This is a genomic window from Paraburkholderia haematera, from assembly GCF_905220975.1.
Taxonomy (GTDB): domain Bacteria; phylum Pseudomonadota; class Gammaproteobacteria; order Burkholderiales; family Burkholderiaceae; genus Paraburkholderia; species Paraburkholderia haematera.
The window spans coordinates 134,768-155,121 of the sequence record NZ_CAJNBK010000001.1 but is presented as its reverse complement, the minus strand read 5'-3'; the positions used below and the strand labels follow the sequence as shown (position 1 = coordinate 155,121).

The following is a 20,354-nucleotide window of genomic DNA, read 5'->3' as shown; positions in this document are numbered from 1 at the left end:
GCCCGATGACCGACTCCGCCGACACCGCCAATCCTTTCCCCTGCGCCCGCTATATCAAGGAAATCGGCCGCGGCCCGAATGGCGCCCGCGCCCTGACCGCTGAGGATACGCGCGCGCTGTACGGCGCCATGCTTGACGGCCGCGTGGCCGATCTCGAACTCGGCGCCGTGCTGCTCGCGTATCGCGTGAAAGGCGAAACCGCCGACGAGCTCGCCGCCATGCTGGCCGGCGCGCATGCGTCGTTCGAACCGATTCATTTGCCGCACGCGGCATTTCGCCCCGTATCGATTCCCACGTACAACGGCGCGCGCAAACAGCCCAATCTGGTGCCTCTGCTCGCGCTGCTGCTGGCGCGCGAGGGTGTGCCCGTGCTGGTGCATGGCGTCACCGAAGATCCCGGCCGCGTGACGAGCGCCGAGATTTTCACGCATCTGCAGATCCCGCACGCGCAATCGCACGCCGATATCGAAGACGGTCTCGCCGAGCGGCGTCTCGCCTTCGCGTCGATCGAGGTCCTCGCACCGAAGCTCGCGCGCCTTCTTTCGCTGCGCCGGCGAATGGGCGTGCGCAATTCGACGCATACACTCGTCAAGATCCTCCAACCGTTCGCGCCTGCGGGACTGCGGCTCGTGAACTACACGCATCCGCCGTATCGTGACAGTCTCACGCAACTGTTCAGCACGCATCCGGACGCCGCAGCGGGCGGCGCCCTGCTCGCGCGCGGCACCGAAGGCGAAGCGGTGGCCGACACGCGGCGCCAGGTACAAGTGGATTGGCTGCATGACGGCATCTGCGAAACGCGCGTGCCGCACGAGCGCTCGTCGCCCGACGCGCCTGAAGTCGACTTGCCCGAAGCTCGTGACGCCGCGACCACGGCCGCGTGGATCGGCGCCGTGTTGCGCGGCGAGGCGCCCGTGCCGAGCGCGATCGAACGGCAAGTGGAGTTGATCGTCGACGTCGCGAGAACATCCGTGTAACGCGCAAGGTGTGAGTGCAAAGCAGCGCGCTCACACACCGAATATGAAAGCCGCGGGTTGACAGGCCACTGCGAGCCGTCATACATTGGATCCATGCGTTCCCTTCCGAACACCCTCCGAGTTACCTCCGGCCGCCTAGCGCGGCCACTATCGCTACGTCTAGCGTAAGTCAGGCGTAGCGCCGCGCATTGGCAACTTTCGTTGCCCACAGCGCGGTCCTCAAAAGCAGTTCCGCAGTTCCCAGCATTTCCCGTTTCACCCCCGACCGTAGTTCTTCACAACCTGTAGTCGTTTGCATTCGTCCGTTTACCGCTCGGACGAAGCGCGAGGGTCAAATGCACGTTGCATGGGCATCATCCACATTCGTTTTCGCCGTCACCATGACGTTGTTCGTTCGTGCCCGTTCGTTGTTGCCGCTAGCCACCGGCTGGGGCGCCGTGCATCCGTGGCAGCCCGCCAGCCACTCGAGGCCACACCCTTTCGCATACGACACAACGAACGAGGCTCTTCATGTTGCGCAATCCCGCTGAGAAATACCGTCCCTTCCCCACCGTGCGCCTAACCGGCCGCAAATGGCCGAGCCGCACGATCAATCAGGCGCCGATCTGGATGAGCACCGATCTGCGTGACGGCAATCAGGCACTGATCGAACCGATGAATGCCGCGCAAAAACTCGAATTCTTCGAGATGCTGGTGGCGATCGGCTTCAAGGAGATCGAAGTCGGTTTCCCCTCGGCCTCGCAAACCGATTTCGATTTCGTCCGCAAACTGATCGAAGAAAACCGCATTCCCGACGACGTGACGATCGAAGTGTTCGTGCCCTCGCGCGCCGAACTGATTGCGCGCACGTTCGAAGCGCTCGAGGGTGTGCCGCGCGCTATCGTGCACCTGTACAACGCGATCTGCCCGTCGTTTCGCAAGATCGTCTTCAACCAGTCGAAGAACGAAATCAAGGCGCTGGCGATAGAAGGCACACGCATCATCAAGGAATGCGCTGAGGCGCGGCCCGATACGCACTGGACGTTCCAGTATTCGCCCGAGACCTTCAACACGACCGAGCTCCCGTACGCGCGCGAAGTATGCGACGCGGTGGCGCAAACCTGGCGGCCCACACGCGATCACAAGATGATCGTCAACTTGCCGGCGAGCGTCGAAGCCGCGACACCCAACGTGTTCGCCGACCAGATCGAATGGATGGACCGCAATCTGAGCTATCGCGACAGCATCGTGCTGTCCGTGCATCCGCATAACGACCGCGGCACCGCCGTGGCCGCTACGGAACTGGCGCTGCTGGCGGGCGCGGATCGCGTCGAAGGATGTCTGTTCGGCAACGGCGAGCGCACCGGCAACGTGGACCTCGTGACGGTCGCGATGAACCTTCACATGCTTGGCGTCGACCCGGGCCTCGACTTCACCGATATTGATGCGGTGCGGCGCGTGGTCGAGCGCTGCAACCAGATTCCGGTGCATCCGCGGCATCCGTATGCGGGTGATGCGGCGCAGCGGCCGGTGTGCAGCGATGAGGATTTGCAGCGCGTAGCGGCTTAAGCGGCCGCTCGTGCAGTCCGAGCGCTCACAAGGCGCAACGGGCGAAACGGGCGAAACGGAGTGAGCTCACAAGGCTCACTCGATCGCGCAACGCGTCGCCTGCCAGGCGATCAGACGCCATTGTCCGTCTTCCTGTGTATGAATCGCCGTGTACGCGATCGGAAACAGCAGCGCCCCGTTATTCGCCTCCATTTCGATCAGCGCGCGCCCGGTGACGACGCAGGTCTCGCGCCCCACCGGCAGCACCTCCTGGGACTGCACTTCGATCTGCCGATAGCGGCGGCGCCCCGCGGTAATTCCGTCGATGAACTGCCGCTTCGTTTCGCGTTTGCCGTTCGTATGGACATAGCTCACGTTGTCCGCGAGCAGCGTATCGAGCGACTGCCCGTCGCCGTCGACCATCGCACGAAAGCGCTCCCGCTCGAGCCCGCGAATCGCTTCGATTATCTTTGCCGCCATTGCTCAGCCCCTCGCACCGGTGAGCCGAACATGGCCACGGTCGTCAGAAGTTATATTGCAAATATAGCTGGTGGAAATTTATACCAGGATTGGGCTCTTTGATACCGCCGTTGGAAATATGCTGGAAGCGGTAGCCCGCCTGGTACTGCTGGAGGTTGCCGAACTGCACGCCAATGCCCGCCATGGAGGCGAACTGGAACGCCGTGGAGACCGTGTAGTCAGAAGAGATTGTGGGACTCGACAACAGCCGGATGCCCGCCCCCGCTTCAATATAAGGGCGAATCGCTCCCGAGCCCTTGATGAAGCGGATGATTGGCGTCACGCCGAATTCGCCGATGTTCTCGTGCACGTCGCCTTCGTTCGTATGCCACCAGGCCACGTGAGCTTCGCCGATCAGCGAAAAATGCCAATCGCCAATTTTCCACCACGTCAGATTCGGGTCCCAGACGAGGCCGAGATCGAGTTTTTCCAGGTGGTGATCCGCCACGCCGGCGGCGACCTGCACACCGAACTGGTCAGCTGAAGCGAATCCCGCCGCGCCGAACAGAACAGCCGCCGAAACGCCTTTTAGAGCCAGACCACGCAAAACGTTTTTTTTGTTCTTCATGGGGCACCCGAGCTAAGCGAACGTGGGTCAGCGGACACCGTCCCGCTTGTTCTAACGACAATCCCGATTCGGCGGATCGTATGAAGAAATCCAATTCTTAGCAATTAGTCTCTTCAGATTTAAAGAATAGTGGTCATTTATGGGAATGAAGGCACTCTATCGGGTAAATCCTACTGCTAGCGTGCGGTCGGCAACAGAAACGCCTCATGGCTATCAAAACCTAAATTTCAATAGGAAAATACGGAACTTGGATGCCCCTACGGCCTCTAAGTATTAGCACTCGGCAAATCAGAGTGCTAACATCCAACGCTGGAGTCGTTACCTGAACACGCTTTTGTCTGATTCCAAAGGAGTTTCCTACGTGAGCCATGCAATGACCCTTCCGAGTACTTTGAGCCCGTCGTCGGCTAAGGCCGCTTCGGCAGGTGCGCTGGCGCTCTCGCATTCCTCGCTGCTGCCCGGTCAACTGGGCAATATCGACGCCTACATCCAGGCCGTAAATCGGATTCCGATGCTGACGCCGGGGGAAGAACGCCAGTTCGCCACCGAATTTCGCGAGCAGGACAACCTCGAGTCCGCGCGCCGTCTCGTCCTGTCGCACCTGCGGCTGGTCGTATCGATCGCGCGCAACTATCTCGGTTATGGACTGCCGCACGCCGACCTGATCCAGGAAGGCAATATCGGCCTGATGAAGGCCGTGAAGCGCTTCGATCCGGAGCAGAATGTACGGCTGGTGTCGTACGCCATGCACTGGATCAAGGCTGAGATCCACGAATACATCCTGCGTAATTGGCGGATGGTGAAGGTCGCCACCACCAAAGCGCAGCGCAAGCTGTTTTTCAACCTGCGCAGTCACAAGCAGGGCCTGGGTGCATTCACGCCGGACGAGATCGAAGGTCTCGCCACAGAGTTGAATGTGAAGCGCGAAGAAGTCGCCGAGATGGAAACGCGCTTGTCCGGCGGCGATATTGCGCTGGAAGGCCAGGTCGAAGACGGCGAAGAATCGTATGCGCCGATCGCCTACCTCGCCGACTCGCATAGCGAGCCGACCGCCGTGCTGGCCTCGCGTCAGCGCGACAAGCTGCACAGCGACGGTATCGCGAGCGCGCTGGATGCGCTGGACGCCCGTAGCCGCCGCATCATCGAGGCACGCTGGCTGAAGGTGGAAGACGACGGTTCGGGTGGCTCGACGCTGCACGAACTGGCCGACGAGTTCGGCGTGTCGGCCGAACGCATTCGTCAGATCGAAGCGAGCGCAATGAAGAAAATGCGTGGCGCGTTGGCTGAATATGCGTAAGGCTTAAAACCTTTCGTCGTGCCGGCTCGTCCGGCACGCGCCGGCTAGCCGCAAAGCCCTGCCCTCACAAGAAGGCAGGGCTTTTTTTTGCACGCTCGACGATGCCTGCGCTCGATCGCAGGCGCACCCACTCAAGAACATGCCCACTAAACACGTGTTTCTTGACGTATCACAACCCTCATAGCAATACTGTGCGCGCGCGGTGACGTTCGCGACCCAATGCCGCAGCGCTGAACTTACGCGCGCAAGGTCCTTGCTCCTAGAATCTGGATGCACTCGCCAGACCGCTCAGGCGGCCTGGACTCAGCCGGATTCACCGGTAAGAAGTCGCCTTCGACCGATCATGACCATAGCCCTGAATCGCCATAACACCCCTCGCTCGAGCCTGCGCAAACGGCTCGCCGCGTGGGCGCGCGGTCCGACGCTGGCGCGGGATATCGCCATCGTCCTCGCCATCAAATTCGCACTGCTGATGGTGCTCAAGTACGCGTTCTTCAATCATCCGCAGGCGGAGCATATGTCGCTGCCGCCTGAACAAGTCGCGCAGGCGCTCCTGTCCGCGCCTGCCTCGCATCCGTCCCAAGGTGATCAACATGCCCGTTAGCGAAGTCGTAGAACTGTCGCGCCTCCAGTTCGCCATCACGGCGCTTTATCACTTTCTGTTCGTGCCGCTCACGCTCGGTCTGTCCTGGTTGCTCGTCATCATGGAGTCGGTCTATGTGATGACCGGCAAGCAGATCTACAAAGACATGACCCAGTTCTGGGGCAAGCTGTTCGGCATCAATTTTGCGATGGGCGTCACCACCGGTCTCACGCTGGAATTCCAGTTCGGCACCAACTGGTCGTACTACTCGCACTATGTCGGCGACATTTTCGGTGTGCCGCTGGCTGTTGAAGGTTTGATGGCGTTCTTCCTCGAGTCGACCTTCGTCGGCCTGTTCTTCTTCGGATGGAAGCGGCTCTCGAGAGTGCAGCACGTGTTCGTCACGTTCCTCGTCGCACTCGGCTCGAACCTGTCGGCGCTGTGGATTCTGGTGGCCAACGGCTGGATGAACAATCCGGTCGGCGCCACCTTCAACTATCAGACCATGCGCATGGAACTCGACAGCATCTTCTCGGTGCTGTTCAATCCGGTCGCCCAGGTGAAGTTCGTGCACACCGTATCGGCCGGTTACGTCACCGCTTCGATGTTCGTGCTCGGCGTATCGTCGTGGTATCTGTTGAAGCGCCGCGACACCGAATTCGCCTTGCGCTCGTTCGCCATTGCCGCCGGCTTCGGTCTGGCGTCGACGTTGTGCGTAATCGTGCTCGGCGACGAATCCGGCTACCGTACCGGTGAAGTTCAGCAGGTCAAGCTGGCTGCGATCGAATCCGAATGGGAAACGGCGCCCGCCCCGGCACCGTTCACGATCATCGGCATTCCGAACCAGAAGGAAGAACGCACCGACTACGCGATCCGTATTCCGTATGCACTCGGCCTCATCGCCACGCGCTCGATCGACGAACCGGTGGTCGGCCTGAAAGACCTGATGGCGGAGAACGAGGTACGCATCAGGAACGGCATGCTCGCCTACGCCGCGCTGCAAAAGCTGAAGCTGGGCGACGCCACGGACGAAGCCAAAGCCGCTTTCGACGCGCACAAGCGAGACCTCGGCTACGGCCTGATGCTCAAGCAGTTCACCCCGAACGTCACTGACGCCACACCGGATCAGATCGCGCAGGCCGCCAAGAAGACGATTCCGCCGGTGGCGCCCGTGTTCTTCTCGTTCCGCCTGATGGTCGGCCTCGGCATCCTGTTCCTCGCGACCTTCGTGCTGGCGTTCTGGTTCTGCGCGCAGCGCTCCCTGCTGCTGGAGAAGCGCCGCTGGTTCCTGCGCTGGGCCGTGTGGGCAATTCCGCTCCCGTGGCTTGCCGCGGAGTTCGGCTGGATCGTCGCTGAAGTAGGCCGTCAACCGTGGACCATCGCCGGCATTCTGCCGACCGCATTGTCCGCCTCGAGCCTGACACCGGGCGATCTCTACTTGAGCATTGCCGGCTTCGTCGTGTTCTACACGGTGCTGTTCATCATCGAAATCATGCTGATGTTCAAGTACGCGCGGCTCGGACCTTCGTCGCTGCATACCGGGCGCTATCACCACGAACAGCCGCTGAATCAGCCGCTGCCGACCAACACGGCCGCATGATTCGCCGCCACTCTGTTCCAAGGGAAAGATCATCATGGATTACGCAACCCTCAAACTGATCTGGTGGGTGTTGATCGGCGTGCTGCTGATCGGCTTCGCGCTCACCGACGGCTTCGACATGGGCGCGGCGATTCTGCTGCCGTTCATCGCGAGAACCGACGCGGAGCGGCGCATCGTCGTGAACACGGTCGGCGCGACGTGGGAAGGCAATCAGGTGTGGCTCATCACCGCGGGTGGCGCGATGTTCGCCGCGTGGCCGCTGGTCTACGCCGCGTCGTTCTCGGGCTTCTACTTCGCAATGCTGCTGGTGCTGTTCTCGCTGTTTTTCCGGCCGGTCGGCTTCGACTACCGCAGCAAGCGTGAAGACCCGCGCTGGCGCAGCGCGTGGGATTGGGCGTTGTTTGTGGGCGGCTTCGTGCCTGCGCTGGTGTTCGGCGTAGCGTTCGGCAACCTGCTGCAAGGCGTGCCGTTCTCGTTCGACACGGATTTGCGCGTCACCTATCACGGCAGTTTCTTCGCGCTGCTCAACCCGTTCGCCGTGCTATGCGGGCTTGTTAGCGTGTCGATGCTGGCCGCGCACGGCGCAGCCTTCGTGAAGATGAAGGCGGACGACGTCGTGGCCGAGCGTGCATCGCTCGCGCTGCGGATTGCTTCGTTCGCCGCCGTCGTTCTATTCCTCCTAGCCGGCGCCTTGATCGCCACGATGATCGGCGGTTATCAGATCGTCGACGCCGCGCCGTTCGATACCGTTGCTAATCCGTTGCTGAAGAACGTGATCGGCGCACCCGGCCTGTGGCTCACCAACTACGCAAACTATCCGTGGATGGTGATCGCGCCGGTGGCCGGCCTGGTCGGTGGCGTTCTGGCTTTGTTGCTGGCGCGTTCGCGCTTTGAAAAGTGCGCCTTCCTGTCGACCTCGTTGATGGTCATCGGCGTGATTCTGACGGCAGGCTTCTCGATGTTCCCGTTCATCATGCCCTCCTCGCTCGATGGCCGCAGCAGCCTCACCGTTTGGGATTCCACCTCGAGCCGCATGACGCTGCAGATCATGCTGATCGCCGTGATCATCTTCCTGCCGATCATCCTGATCTACACGAGCTGGGTGTATCGCGTGATGCGAGGCAAGGTGACCGCCGCGGCGCTCGAAGAAAATCATCATTCGATGTATTGATCAGCAATACGATTAACAGGAGTTTGTGATGTGGTATTTCAGTTGGCTTCTCGGCATTGGCGTGGCGTTGGCGTTCGGCATCATCAACGTAATGTGGCTGGAATCGCGCCGGCCTTTGGAAGCAGGCAAGCAGAAAGCACGTTGATGCATTCGTTGCAGGATGAGCGCCATTAGGCGCAAGCCGGTAAACGCAAAAGCGGCACCTTGAATTCAAGGTGCCGCTTTTTTATTGCCGCGTCATCGGAAGATAAGCGCGGCAATGGAGCAGCGCAGGCCGCTCCTTAACGTTGCATTACGCGGGCTGCGGCGCCGTACCGGCCCCCGTATCGGGCGACAGACGCGTCGCCAGTTGCGCGGCGTAGCGCTGGGCCGCATCACCCACTACGATATGGAACGTATCCGCCGAGACCCACGCCGTATCGAGCGTAGCAAGACGTTGACGATCGACCGCCGACGGATCGCGAACCACGATACGCAGGCGCGTTGCCGCCACGGCATCCAGCGACACGACGTTACCCGCGCCGCCGAACACGGCGAGCCAGCGCAGCGGGTCCGGGTCGAGCGAACCGCCATGAGCAGCGCTTGCGGCCGCCACAGGAGTTGCAGCGACAGCAGACACCGGAGCAACCACCGGCTTCACAGCATGGCCACCGCCTTGCGCGATCACCGTGCGAATTTCATCGGCGATGATGTCCGCTTCCGGTCCGATGATCACCTGTACGTTGGTCGAGCCGCGCTTGAGCACACCACGCGCGCCGATCGTCTTCAGTTCGCTTTCCGAGACCTTGGTGGAATCGACCACCGACAGACGCAGACGCGTCGTGCAGGCATCCACCACCGACAGATTCGACGCGCCACCGAGCGCAGCGATATAACGCTGTGCGCGCGGCACGGCGGCACCCGCAACCGGCGAAACGAATCCGCCTGCCGTGAACGACTCGATCTGTTCTTCTTCGGCGGCGGGTTCGCGGCCCGGCGTTGCCATGTTGAACTTGCGGATGAAGAATCGGAACAGCCCGTAGTACACCACCGAGTACACGAGCCCGATCGGAATCGCCCACCAGCCCTTGGTCGACAGGCCGTAGTTCAGCACGTAGTCGATTGCGCCTGCGGAGAACGTGAAGCCGAGGTGAATGCCGAGCGCCGAGCAGATTGCCAGCGACAGACCGGTCAACAAGGCGTGGATCACGTACAGCACCGGTGCGAGGAACATGAAGCTGAATTCGATCGGCTCGGTCACACCCGTCAGGAACGACGTCAGCGCCATCGAGAACAGCAGGCCGCCAACAATCGCACGGCGCTCCTTCGGTGCTTCATGGAACATCGCGAGACACGCGGCCGGCAGGCCGAACATCATGACCGGGAAGAAGCCCGTCATGAAGGTGCCCGCAGTCGGGTCGCCTGCAAAGAAGCGATGCAGGTCGCCCGTCACCGCGACGCCGCCCGGCGGCGTGAAACTGCCGAACACGAACCACGTCAGCGAATTGAGGATGTGATGCAGGCCCGTGACGAGCAGCAAACGGTTCAGCACGCCGAACACGAATGCGCCGAGCGCACCTGCCGTAGTCAGCCAATGGCCGGCCGTATCGATCACGGCCTGCACCGGCTGCCACACATAACCGAACGCGATGCCGAGACCCAGACAGACCACGCCGGTGACAATCGGCACGAAGCGTTTCCCTCCGAAGAATGCGAGGTAGTCGGGCAGCTTGATGTCCTTGTACTTGTTGTACAGCAAGCCCGCGACGATACCCGCCACAATCCCGGACAACACGCCCATGTTGAGCTTGTCGTTGATGTCCTTCATCACCGCGACTTCGATCAGATAACCGATCGCACCCGCGAGACCTGCCACGCCGTTGTTGTCTTTCGCGAAGCCGACCGCCACGCCGATTGCGAACAGCAACGGCAGGTTATCGAAGATCGCGCCGCCGGCGTCGGCGATCATCTTGATGTTGAACACATCGGGTTGGCCCAATCGCAGCAGCAGGCCGGCAACCGGCAGCACTGCAATCGGCAGCATCAGCGCCCGACCCAGGCGCTGAATCTTCAGAAACGGATTCCCATCCATTGATACCTCCAATCCTTGTCTCGTTGTCGACTGTTGTCGTTGAGTTTTGTTGCAATACGTCCTGACTATGCGAAGCTGGTTGCGGACTGTGTGGGGTTCAGTCCAAAGGCCAGGTTTCGCGGCTCACTGCTCTTACCGCCTGCGCCGACTCGAGCGCCAGGGCATCCTGGGCGCGTTGACGGCACAGCTGATAATCGAGATTGCGCACACGCGCCTTGATGCCCGGCACCGATACCGGATCCACCGAAAGCTCGGTCACGCCGAGGCCGATGAGCAGCGGCATGGCCAGCGGATCGCCCGCCAATGCGCCACAGACGCCAACCCATTTGCCATGCTTGTTCGCGCCCTGCACGGTCGCTGCGATCAGGCGCAGCACCGCGGGATGCAAACCGTCCGCCTGCGCCGCGAGATCGGCCTGGCAACGGTCCATGGCAAGCGTGTATTGCGTCAGATCGTTGGTGCCGATCGACAGAAAATCCGCGTGTTGCGACAGTTGATCGGCGAGCAACGCAGCCGACGGCACTTCGATCATCACGCCGACTTCGATCGGTTCGGTACGGCCCGATTCCCGGGCGAATTCGTCGATGCGTTTGCGGATGCGGATCAATTCGCCGACATCGGTCACCATCGGCAGCAGAATGCGTACGGCGCCGAGCGGCTGCACCGCCAGCAGACCGCGCAACTGATCGTCGAGCAGATCCGGGCGCACTTGTGCGAGGCGGATGCCGCGCAGGCCAAGCGCCGGATTCGGTTCGGGCGGCAGCGTCAGGTAGTCGACTTCCTTATCCGCACCGACGTCCAGCGTGCGAATGATTGCGGTGCGCCCGCTCAATGCATCGACGATGGCCTGGTAGCTCTGGCGATGTTCGTCGGTGGTCGGCGCTGCGGCGCGGTGGATGAACAGCAGTTCGGTGCGCAGCAGGCCGACGGAATCGGCACCGTTATCGACGGCGGTCTTCGCGTCGTCGAGCGTGGCGATGTTTGCGGCGACTTCGATCGCGCGTCCATCGGAAGTCACTGCCGCCTGCTGCGACGTGCGGCGGTTCGCTTCGCGCACGTCGGCAAGACGGTTGCGCTCGAGACGTGCGCGTTCCACGTCGAGTTCGGTCGGCGCAAATTCGAGGCGGCCGGTGGTGGCGTTCACCACGACCTGCGTGCCTTCGGGGATCGCGAGCAACGCATCGCCGACTGCCACCAGCGCCGGAATACCGGCCTGACGCGCAAGAATCGCCGCGTGCGAAGTCGCACCGCCGCGCGCCATCACGAGTGCGGTGACGCGCGAGCGATCCAGTGACGACAGATCGGACGGCGTGAACTCTTCAGCCGCCAGCACCGCTTCTTCCGGCAGCGTGCGCGCCGCCGCATTCGTATAACCGAGCGCGCGCAACACGCGCTTCTCAATGTCGCGCAGATCGGCTGCACGTTCCGCGAGCAATGCGTCTTCGATATTCGTCAGGATGGCGATCTGTGCACGGATCGCTTCGCGCCACGCAAAACCCGCGCTCTTGCCGAGGCTGATCAGATCGCGCGCGGCGTCGACCAGCGTGGGATCTTCGAGCAGGACGCGATGCACCGCGAAAATGCCCGCCTCACCCACAGCACCGCGTTGCGACGCATCGCGCACGGTGGTACCGAGGTCGGCGTCGACGCTAGCAATCGCCTTGTCGAGCAACCGGCTTTCAGCCGCCGACGTGCCGTTCGCCTTTTCCGGCGGATCGATATCCGCATCGTCCCAACGCACCAGCTTGCCGACGGCGACGCCCGGCGACGCGCACACACCCGCGAGCGTATTCGGCGCGAGCGCTTCGCCCGCCGCATGCGCAATCACTTGCGGCGCCGGTGAGCTTTGACGTGCCGGCTTTTCTTCGACTTCGCCGTGCGCTTCACGTGTCAATTCGTGGGCAATCGCTTCGATCGCGGCTTTGGCTTGCGGGCCGACGCCGAGCAACTCGACGGTTGCACCCTCGCCGGCACCGAGACCGAGCAAACCGACCACGCTCTCGATCGCAGCCTTACGCCCTTCATAACGCACTTCGACGCGCGCATCGAAACCACGCGCGGCTTCACGAGCACGCGCCGCCGGCCGCGCATGCAAACCGCCGGCATGGATCAGCGTGACTTGCTGACGGGCTTCTTCGGTTACGTTGGTGGCACTCGCCTGGCGCGAGGCGTGCGCCGCCTCGCCGCCGCGAGCGCGCAGCAGCAGCAACGGCGTTTCGCCTGCCTTCAGCATGCCGTCTTGAGCGCGCTCGACAATCTCGAACGCATCCGAATTGGCAATCGCGATGACCGAGACGAGACTCGGCGCGTTCAGCGCGACCTGGTCCTGATCGAACTCGATCAGGATGTCGCCGGTGCGCACCTGCGCGCCTTGAGCGACCATCGGCGCAAAACCCTTGCCGTTCAGCTCTACCGTGTCGATGCCGATATGCAACAGAATCTCCACACCGTCGGCCGTCGCGAGCGTGACCGCGTGACCGGTGCGCGCGAGATGGGTGATGGTGCCGTCGCACGGTGCGACGAGTCGCCCCTCGAGCGGATCGATGCCGATGCCGTCGCCGAACATGCCGCCCGAAAACACAGGGTCGGGCACGTTGGCCAGCGGCACGACCGGACCGGTCATCGGCGCGAGCAAAACAATATGGCCTTCAGAATGGCTCATCAAGCGGGACTCCTCGACACGTCGCATCTGATTTCTCGTCAGTGAGTTTCGGTGACTTTGTTGAGATGGCGTGGCGCGTCAGGATTGCGCCCGCGCGCGGCGGCAAGGCCGGCGGCCATCACGTAAAAGGACAGGATCGCGGCGATCGGATCGAGCGCCGCATGAGCGGTGGTGGCGAGCGGCAGCGTCGCTTCGGGCACGTCGCTCGGTGCGGCAAGCAGCACGCGGGCGCCGCGCGCCTGCATGTCGCGCGCGAGTTGCAGCAAGCCGGCTTGCTCAGGACCGCGCGGTGCGAAGACCAGCAGCGGATAGTCGCGGTCGATCAGTTCCATCGGACCGTGCCGCACTTCCGCGCTCGAAAACGCTTCGGCCTGAATGCCGGAGGTTTCCTTCAATTTCAGCGCGGCTTCCTGCGCGATCGCGAGACCCAGACCGCGGCCGATCACAATCATGCGTTCAATGCCGCGCAGTTCATCCACCGCCTTCGACCAGTCGAGTTTGCCTGCGGCGTGCAGGGCGTCGGGCAACGTGTTCAACGCGCCGAGCAGCGCGCGGTCTTTCTGCCAGTGAGCCACCAGTTGCGCGGAGATCGACAGCATGGCGATGTAGCTCTTGGTCGCCGCGACGCTCAGTTCCGGACCGGCCATGAGCGGCAAGTGAAATTCACACGCGTCGGCCAGCGGCGAACTCGGCGCATTCACGGCGGCCACCGTCAGCGCGCCGGCGTTGCGCAACGCTTCCATCGTGCCGACCAGATCCGGGCTCTTGCCCGATTGCGAGAACGCCAGCGCGAGTTGATCGCGCACCTGCAGCGGCGCTTGCTGGAGCGTCGCAACCGACATCGGCAGCGAGGCGACCGGCACACCGAGGCGGCTCATCGTCAGGCTTGCGAAGTAACTCGCTGCGTGATCCGAGCTGCCGCGCGCGACTGTCAGCGCGACATGGCGTGGTTGCTGGGCGAGCTTCGCCGCCAACGCCTCGACGCGCGAGGTTTCCGTGAGTTGCACGGCGACCGTTTCTGCGGACGCCAGCGCCTCTTTAAGCATATTCGACAATTGCTTCTCCTTCGACGTATGTCGCGGTCAACGCCAGTTCACGATCGAACACGACCACATCGGCCCACGCGCCGCGTGCGATGCGGCCGCGGTCTTCGATGCCGAGGTAGTCGGCGGCGTAGCGCGACAAACGGTTTGAAACATCGGCGATCGGCAAGCCGATCGATACGAGATTGCGCAGCGCCTGATCCATCGTCAGGGTGCTGCCGGCGAGCGTGCCATCGGCGAGGCGCACGCCGCCGAGGCACTTCGTCACATGCTGGCTGCCGAGGCGGTATTCGCCGTCGGGCATGCCGGTGGCCGAGGTGCTGTCCGTCACCACGTACAGACGCGGAATCGCGCGCAACGCGGCGCGGATCGCGCCCGGATGGACGTGCAGCAAGTCGGGAATGATTTCGGCGAATTCGGCGTGCGCGAGCGCGGCGCCGACAAGACCAGGATTGCGGTGATGCAACGGCGACATCGCGTTGAACAGATGCGTGAAGCCACACGCGCCATGCTTGAGCGCGGCAACGGCGTCGTCATAGGTGCCGAGCGAATGGCCGAGCTGCACGCGCACGCCGCGCGCCGCCATCTCGGAGATGATCTCCATATGGCCGGCGATTTCCGGCGCCAGCGTGACCACGCGAATCGGCGCGATCGACAGATATTTCAGCACTTCGTCCATCACTGCCGACACGGCGGCGTCAGGCTGCGCGCCGAGCTTGCCGGGGTTGATATACGGCCCTTCCAGATGGACGCCGAGCACGCGCGCGCCGCCTGGCGTGCGAATCCGCGCGTTGTTGCCCAGACCCGCGACGACGCTCATCAGTTCGTCGCGAGGTGCGGTCATCGTGGTGGCAAGCAGGCTGGTCGTGCCGTAACCCGCATGCGTACGGGTGATGGTTTCGATCGCGTCGCCGCCTTCCATCACGTCGGAACCGCCACCCCCATGCACGTGCAGATCGATGAAGCCGGGCAGGATGTAGGGCGCGTCGTTCTTCGACGGGTCGGCGCGTTCGCCGGTCAGTGCCGTGATGCGGCCGTTTTCGAATTCGAGCGTGCCGTGAATCCACCCATCGGTGGTGAGTATGTTTCCGGTCAGCATGAGTCTCTCTGGTGAGGCGTAATGCGGGGTGTGACTGAAATGCGCTCGATGGCGCCGCACGTGCTGCTCAGGTGCGCAATTCAGCAACAAAATCGTAGTAATCGTCGCGGCAATAGGTGTCGGTCAGTTCGATCGCACGCTGGTCCGCGCTATAGCCGATGCGGGTAATGACCAGCAGCGCCGAGCGCGGTTCGATATCCATCAGTGAGGCAATCTCGCTCGAAGCATTGACCGCGCGAAAGTGCTGCAAGGCGCGCACGACAGCGGCGCCGCGCTGTTCGAGATAGCTGTATAGCGACACGCCGATGGCTTGCGGGTCGGGCACGATCGCCGCCGGCAGCGCCGAATGCTCGACCGCCATGACGATGCCGTCCGCGCGCCGCAAGCGCCGCAGACTCGCCACCGCCGCACCGGGTGATAGACCGAGGTGCACCAGCTCATCACGGTTGGCGGCGCGGATATCGCGCTCGAGCCATACCGAATCTGGCCGGAAACCCCGTTGCTGCATCTTCTTCGTGAAACCGGTGAGCCGAGACAGCGGGTCTTCGACGCGCGGCGTAATGAAGCTGCCCGCGCCCCGCGCCCGACGAATCAGGCCTTGCTCGACCAGCAACTCGATCGCTTTGCGCGCGGTGATGCGCGACACGCCGATCGCATCGGAGAGCGTGCGCTCCGACGGCAGCGCCTCACCCGCCGACCACACGCCGCAGTGGATCGCCGTCGCCAGATTGCGCGCGAGCTGCAGATAGAGCGGCGTGACGTTGCGGGCGTCAGGCATCAGTGCGGACCAGCGAGTTTCCATGGGGCTCCGGCGGTCGTCTCGAAGAATGCGGCCTACGAAAATGAGAGCCCATTATATAACCAACATAATACCAGTCAATCGACTGGTCCCATGGTGGTATGGATTGGCGGAAAGCCTTGCTGGATAAGGGTGAGGCGGTGATTTGGGGGCTTGGGAGGGCGGTTTGCAGGGATCGGGATTTACCCGTATTCGAGATGCTGGACAGCATCGCCGTGGTTCATATTGGTTCTCTACCTGGCTGGCCGGATGCCCCAAAATCGATACCTTTTCGATACCAGTTTGATACACGACTGACCCGCACAGCTTTTTTAATGAGATGCCTTCCAATATAGTGCTGTGTAGCAAGCCAAAAAAATCCCCCGGGGAGCCGCATTTGACAGATTCCGAGGCGCTGCGGCGCGCTCAGGCCGTCCGCCATTTCAACCGCTTCTATACCCAGCACATCGGCGCTCTGCATGAGCATCTGGCAAAGAGCGCCTTCTCGCTGACGGAGGTGCGTGTTCTGCACGAACTGTCGCGCGGACGCGCGCAGACGGCCTCAGTGCTCGGGCGCAATCTCGGCCTCGACAGCGGCTACCTCAGCCGCCTTCTGACCAGCTTCGAACGACGCGATCTGATTACGCGGCGCCCCTCCGACTCGGACGCGCGCCAATGGCTGATTGCCCTTACCGACAACGGACACGCGGCCTACGCGCCGCTCGACGCAGCGGCGATCGAGGAAGTATCGGCGCTGCTGAACGGTCTGACGGTGCTCTCCCAGGATCAGTTGATCACCGCGATGAAGGTGATCGAACGGCTTCTCGACACCAAGCCGAAGCACGAACTCGTGATCCTTCGGCAACCACGTGCCGGCGACTGCGGCTGGCTCGTGCATCGGCAAGCGCAGTGGTTCGGGGCGCAATACGGCTGGGATCAATCGTTTGAAGGCTTGCTCGCGCGTGTCGTCGCCGATTACTCGCAGCGCAGCGACCCGGTGCGCGAGATGTGCTGGGTCGCCGATCAGGAAGGGATGGTGGTCGGCTCGGTGTGCATCGTCGGGGTCTCGACGACGGTGGCAGGCGTCCGGCTCCTGTGGGTCGAGCCGGACGTGCAGCGGCTTGGCATCGGCACGCAATTGATGAGCGAATGCGTGCGCTTCGCCCGGCGCGCGGGTTACACGAAACTCACGCTGACCACGGCCAGCACACTCAAGGAGCCGCGGCGCCTATGCGAGCGCGCCGGCTTCCAGCTCGCCTGCACAACCGCGGAGCGGCGCTTCGGCAAGGATCTGATGATCGAGCGATGGGAGTTGGAGTTGTAGGATCGGACGTGGCCGCGCTTAGAACGACGGGACCACCGAACCCTTGAACTGCGTCTTGATGAACTGGCGCACGTCTTCCGACTGGTAAGCCGCAACCAGCTTCTTGACCCACGGCTTGTCCTTGTCCTGCACGCGCACGGCGATCAGGTTCGCGTACGGGCTGCGGATGTCTTCGAGCGCGATCGCATCTTTGGTCGGCTGCAGACCGGCTGCCAGCGCAAAGTTCGTGTTGATCGCCGCAGCGTCGACATCCGACAGCGAGCGCGGCAGTTGTGCTGCGTCGAGCTCGACCAGCTTGATCTTCTTCGGATTCTCGGCGACATCCAGCGCTGTGGCGTTATTGCCGTTCGTCCCCGCGCCGGCCTTCAGCTTGATCACGCCTTGCGCCTGCAACAGCAGTAGCGCGCGGTTTTCATTCGACGGGTCGTTCGGCACCGCGACCTTCGCGCCTTGTGCAAGATCCTTCAGCGACTTGAGCTTCTTCGAATAGACGCCGAGCGGCGAAATGTACGTCAGGCCGGCATTGACGATCTTGTAGCCGCGTTGCTTGATCTGGCTGTCGAGGTACGGCTGGTGCTGGAAGCTGTTGGCGTCCAGATCGCCTGCATCGAGCGCGGCGTTCGGCTGCACGTAGTCGTTGAATTCGACGACCTTCACGTTCAGGCCTTCGCGCTTCGCCACTTTCGAGACGACTTCCCAGATTTGCGCATCCGGGCCACCGATGGTGCCGACCTTGATGACCTTGTCGTCCGCGTGTGCGCCGAAGCTGGTAACGAGCGCCGCACCGGCGACCACGGCCGAGAGGGCTTTAAGGATGTTTCTGCGCTGCATGTAGTTCTCGCTTTTTCTGATCGATGTCAGATTCGGGTGGAAGCCGGCGGGAGCGCTGCTGCGCTTGCGCGCTGCGGTTGAGTGCTCCGGCAGCGTGCCGCCAACTGGACCGCAAATGGTCTCATATGCCCGGCGAGATGGGAAATATCACAATCGCATATCGTTATACGTCTTGAGCGGCCGCGCTCACGCGAAATGCGCTGACGGTGTCGCGCAGACGCCCCGCCTGATCCTGCAATGACGCCGCGGCAGCCGCGGCCTGTTCGACCAGCGCCGCGTTCTGCTGCGTCACTTCGTCCATCTGCGTGACCGCGCGGCCCACCTGCGCAATACCGCTGCTCTGCTCTTCGGACGCCGCCGCGATTTCGCCCATGATGTCGGTGACGCGCTGCACCGCTTGCAGAATCTCGCCCATCGTCGTACCGGCCTGCTGGACCAGCGTCGAACCGTTGTGCACCCGCTCCACCGAGGCGCCGATCAACTGCTTGATCTCCTTGGCCGCCGTACCCGAGCGCTGCGCGAGGCTGCGTACTTCCCCGGCGACAACCGCAAAGCCGCGGCCCTGTTCGCCGGCGCGCGCGGCTTCGACCGCCGCGTTCAGCGCCAGAATATTCGTCTGGAACGCGATGCCTTCGATCACACCGATGATGTCGGCGATCTGCCGCGAGCTGTCGTTGATCTCGCCCATCGTACCGATCACACGGCTCACCACGTCGTTGCCGCGCATCGCGATGTCCGACGCGTTGTGCGCCAGCCCGCTCGCCTGGCGCGCGTTGTCCGCGTTCTGCTTGACCGTCGCGGTGAGCTCTTCCATGCTCGCCGCCGTCTCCTGCAACGAGGCCGCCTGCTGCTCGGTGCGCTGCGACAGATCGCCATTGCCGGCGGCGATCTGCTGGGTCGCCGAGGCAATCGATTCCGCCGAGTGGCGAATCTCGCCGATGGTCCGCTGCAAGCGGTTCTGCATCTCGTGCATGGCCGCCATCATGCTGGTCTTGTCGTGCGGACGAACATCGACGATCTGCGTGAGATCGCCTCTCGCGATGCTCGCGGCAAGGCGCGCCGCCTGGTCCGGCTCGCCGCCAAGACTCGCGCGCACGTTGCGGATGATCAGCACCATTGCCAGCGAAATGATCGTGCCGATCACCAGCACGACGAGCAGGTGGCCTAGCAGTGTTTCGTAGTAGATCGTGTCGATGTCCTTAATGAACACGCCGCTTGTGATGTTCCAGTCCCACGGCGCGAAACGCACCACGTAGCTGATTTTCGGCACCGCGGTTTCGCTGTGCGGCAAGCGTCCGCGATATTGCGCGAAACCTCGGCCGCTCGACCTGGCGGCGTCGACGATCGTCACATACAGCAGCTTGCCGTCCGGGTCCTTGAAATCGCCGACGGGTTTGCCGGTCATTTGCGGCAGCGTCGGGTGCATCAGCACGACCGGCTTCGAGTCCATCACGAACAGATAGCCGGACTCGCCGTAACGCATCGTGGCGAGACGGGCGAGCGCCTCGCGCTGGGCGTCGGCCTCGCTCATCTTGCCGCTCTGCGAAAGCGCGTAGTAGCCGTTCACGACGCCTTGTGCCGCGTCGACGAGATTCACCATGCCCGCCTTGCGCTCGGCCAGCATCGTGCTACGCGTTTCGATTGCGCTCCACAGCCCGACGCCAAGCAGCCCCAGCCAGACGAGCGCGAGCGACAGCCATAGTTTGCGATTCAAACTCATCCTGCTCATTGTTGTGGTCTCTCTCGTGTGATTCGTGTTCTGTTTGCGGGCCGGCGGCGCCATCCGCTTGCGCGGTGCGAACGCGCTAACAAGCTGACGCGCAAACGATTGCCACAGGTATATCGGCATCGCGGCCGGTCAACTTGAGGCAAGCTGTAAGGAAGCGACGGCCGGGGCGAGCGATGTGCCGACGCTCACCGTGCGCAATGAATCGTTCGTTGACCGATAATCGAAGGCCCATGCCGCGAACCCAGGCGGCCTTTTTATTCGCTTACGAGAATGCCCATGTACGTCATCAATCTCATCTACACCGCATCGCTCGAACGCATCGACGACGCACTCGAAGCGCACCGCGCGTTTCTGGCAAAACAGTTCGAAGCAGGGGTATTCGTGGCCGCCGGACCGAAGGTGCCGCGCGACGGCGGCATCATTCTGGCGGTGCGCATCGAGCGCGATAAGCTGGATGAGATTCTCGCCAGCGACCCGTTCGCCGAACAGAAGCTCGCGCGTTACGAGGTGACGGAGTTCAAGACGACGCGGCTAGCGCCGGGGATGAATTTGCCGATGCCGGCTTGAGGACGACA

The 20,354-nt window shown here is 62.7% G+C and carries 17 protein-coding genes and 1 pseudogene; 9 read left to right on the top strand and 9 right to left on the bottom strand.

Annotation, left to right across the window (positions count from 1 at the left end):
* The first annotated feature begins 5 nt into the window (after positions 1–5).
* A complete protein-coding gene (ybiB, locus tag KHO23_RS00770; protein ID WP_211608688.1) occupies positions 6–977 on the top strand; it encodes a DNA-binding protein YbiB in 972 nt (323 codons plus the stop codon).
* Between the two features lie 510 nt (positions 978–1,487).
* A pseudogene (locus KHO23_RS00765) lies at positions 1,488–2,471 on the top strand (2-isopropylmalate synthase); the annotation flags it as partial.
* A gap of 129 nt (positions 2,472–2,600) precedes the next feature.
* Here KHO23_RS00765 and KHO23_RS00760 read toward each other — a convergent pair.
* Positions 2,601–2,984, bottom strand: coding sequence for a nuclear transport factor 2 family protein (locus KHO23_RS00760; RefSeq protein WP_074285529.1), 384 nt, complete (start codon positions 2,982–2,984; stop codon positions 2,601–2,603).
* 43 nt (positions 2,985–3,027) lie between these two features.
* On the bottom strand, positions 3,028–3,591 hold the full coding sequence (locus KHO23_RS00755) for an acyloxyacyl hydrolase (RefSeq protein ID WP_211608686.1): 564 nt from the start codon (positions 3,589–3,591) through the stop codon (positions 3,028–3,030).
* Between the two features lie 361 nt (positions 3,592–3,952).
* On the opposite strand from KHO23_RS00755, the gene rpoH reads away from it, so the two are divergent.
* The 5 genes from rpoH (at position 3,953) to cydX (ending at position 8,387) form a co-directional block, all read left to right on the top strand.
* Positions 3,953–4,888, top strand: coding sequence for an RNA polymerase sigma factor RpoH (gene rpoH, locus KHO23_RS00750; protein ID WP_211608685.1), 936 nt, complete (start codon positions 3,953–3,955; stop codon positions 4,886–4,888).
* Between the two features lie 343 nt (positions 4,889–5,231).
* A complete protein-coding gene (gene cydP, locus KHO23_RS00745; protein ID WP_211608684.1) occupies positions 5,232–5,492 on the top strand; it encodes a cytochrome oxidase putative small subunit CydP in 261 nt (86 codons plus the stop codon).
* On the top strand, positions 5,482–7,071 hold the full coding sequence (locus KHO23_RS00740) for a cytochrome ubiquinol oxidase subunit I (RefSeq protein WP_211608683.1): 1,590 nt from the start codon (positions 5,482–5,484) through the stop codon (positions 7,069–7,071). The genes cydP and KHO23_RS00740 overlap by 11 nt, the downstream gene beginning before the upstream one ends.
* A gap of 34 nt (positions 7,072–7,105) precedes the next feature.
* Positions 7,106–8,242, top strand: coding sequence for a cytochrome d ubiquinol oxidase subunit II (gene cydB, locus KHO23_RS00735; RefSeq protein WP_211608682.1), 1,137 nt, complete (start codon positions 7,106–7,108; stop codon positions 8,240–8,242).
* A 28-nt stretch (positions 8,243–8,270) separates the two neighbouring features.
* Positions 8,271–8,387: a cytochrome bd-I oxidase subunit CydX gene (cydX, locus tag KHO23_RS00730; RefSeq protein ID WP_211608681.1), complete on the top strand. Its 117-nt coding sequence runs from the start codon at positions 8,271–8,273 to the stop codon at positions 8,385–8,387.
* A gap of 147 nt (positions 8,388–8,534) precedes the next feature.
* Here cydX and nagE read toward each other — a convergent pair whose 3' ends face one another.
* From nagE to KHO23_RS00705, 5 genes are all read right to left on the bottom strand, one after another.
* A complete protein-coding gene (gene nagE / locus KHO23_RS00725) occupies positions 8,535–10,313 on the bottom strand; it encodes an N-acetylglucosamine-specific PTS transporter subunit IIBC (protein WP_211608680.1) in 1,779 nt (592 codons plus the stop codon).
* 97 nt (positions 10,314–10,410) lie between these two features.
* Positions 10,411–12,975 (bottom strand): phosphoenolpyruvate--protein phosphotransferase, encoded by a 2,565-nt coding sequence (gene ptsP / locus KHO23_RS00720; protein WP_211608679.1) that lies wholly within the window; start codon positions 12,973–12,975, stop codon positions 10,411–10,413.
* A gap of 38 nt (positions 12,976–13,013) precedes the next feature.
* Positions 13,014–14,021: an SIS domain-containing protein gene (locus KHO23_RS00715; protein WP_211609804.1), complete on the bottom strand. Its 1,008-nt coding sequence runs from the start codon at positions 14,019–14,021 to the stop codon at positions 13,014–13,016.
* The gene (gene nagA / locus KHO23_RS00710; protein ID WP_211608678.1) at positions 14,014–15,117 is read right to left on the bottom strand and encodes an N-acetylglucosamine-6-phosphate deacetylase; all 1,104 of its coding nucleotides are present in this window, start codon (positions 15,115–15,117) and stop codon (positions 14,014–14,016) included. The genes KHO23_RS00715 and nagA overlap by 8 nt, the downstream gene beginning before the upstream one ends.
* A 67-nt stretch (positions 15,118–15,184) precedes the next feature.
* Positions 15,185–15,919, bottom strand: coding sequence for a GntR family transcriptional regulator (locus KHO23_RS00705; RefSeq protein ID WP_120297531.1), 735 nt, complete (start codon positions 15,917–15,919; stop codon positions 15,185–15,187).
* 373 nt (positions 15,920–16,292) lie between these two features.
* On the opposite strand from KHO23_RS00705, the gene KHO23_RS00700 reads away from it, so the two are divergent.
* A complete protein-coding gene (locus KHO23_RS00700; RefSeq protein ID WP_211608677.1) occupies positions 16,293–17,219 on the top strand; it encodes a bifunctional helix-turn-helix transcriptional regulator/GNAT family N-acetyltransferase in 927 nt (308 codons plus the stop codon).
* An 18-nt stretch (positions 17,220–17,237) separates the two neighbouring features.
* On the opposite strand, the gene KHO23_RS00695 is transcribed toward KHO23_RS00700, so the two are convergent.
* On the bottom strand, positions 17,238–18,050 hold the full coding sequence (locus tag KHO23_RS00695) for a MetQ/NlpA family ABC transporter substrate-binding protein (RefSeq protein ID WP_211608676.1): 813 nt from the start codon (positions 18,048–18,050) through the stop codon (positions 17,238–17,240).
* 163 nt (positions 18,051–18,213) lie between these two features.
* A complete protein-coding gene (locus KHO23_RS00690; protein WP_211608675.1) occupies positions 18,214–19,779 on the bottom strand; it encodes a methyl-accepting chemotaxis protein in 1,566 nt (521 codons plus the stop codon).
* 276 nt (positions 19,780–20,055) lie between these two features.
* Here KHO23_RS00690 and KHO23_RS00685 point away from each other — a divergent pair, with 276 nt between their 5' ends.
* Entirely contained in the window at positions 20,056–20,346 is a 291-nt protein-coding gene (locus tag KHO23_RS00685) for a YciI family protein (protein ID WP_211608674.1), read from the top strand.
* Positions 20,347–20,354: the final 8 nt, after the last annotated feature.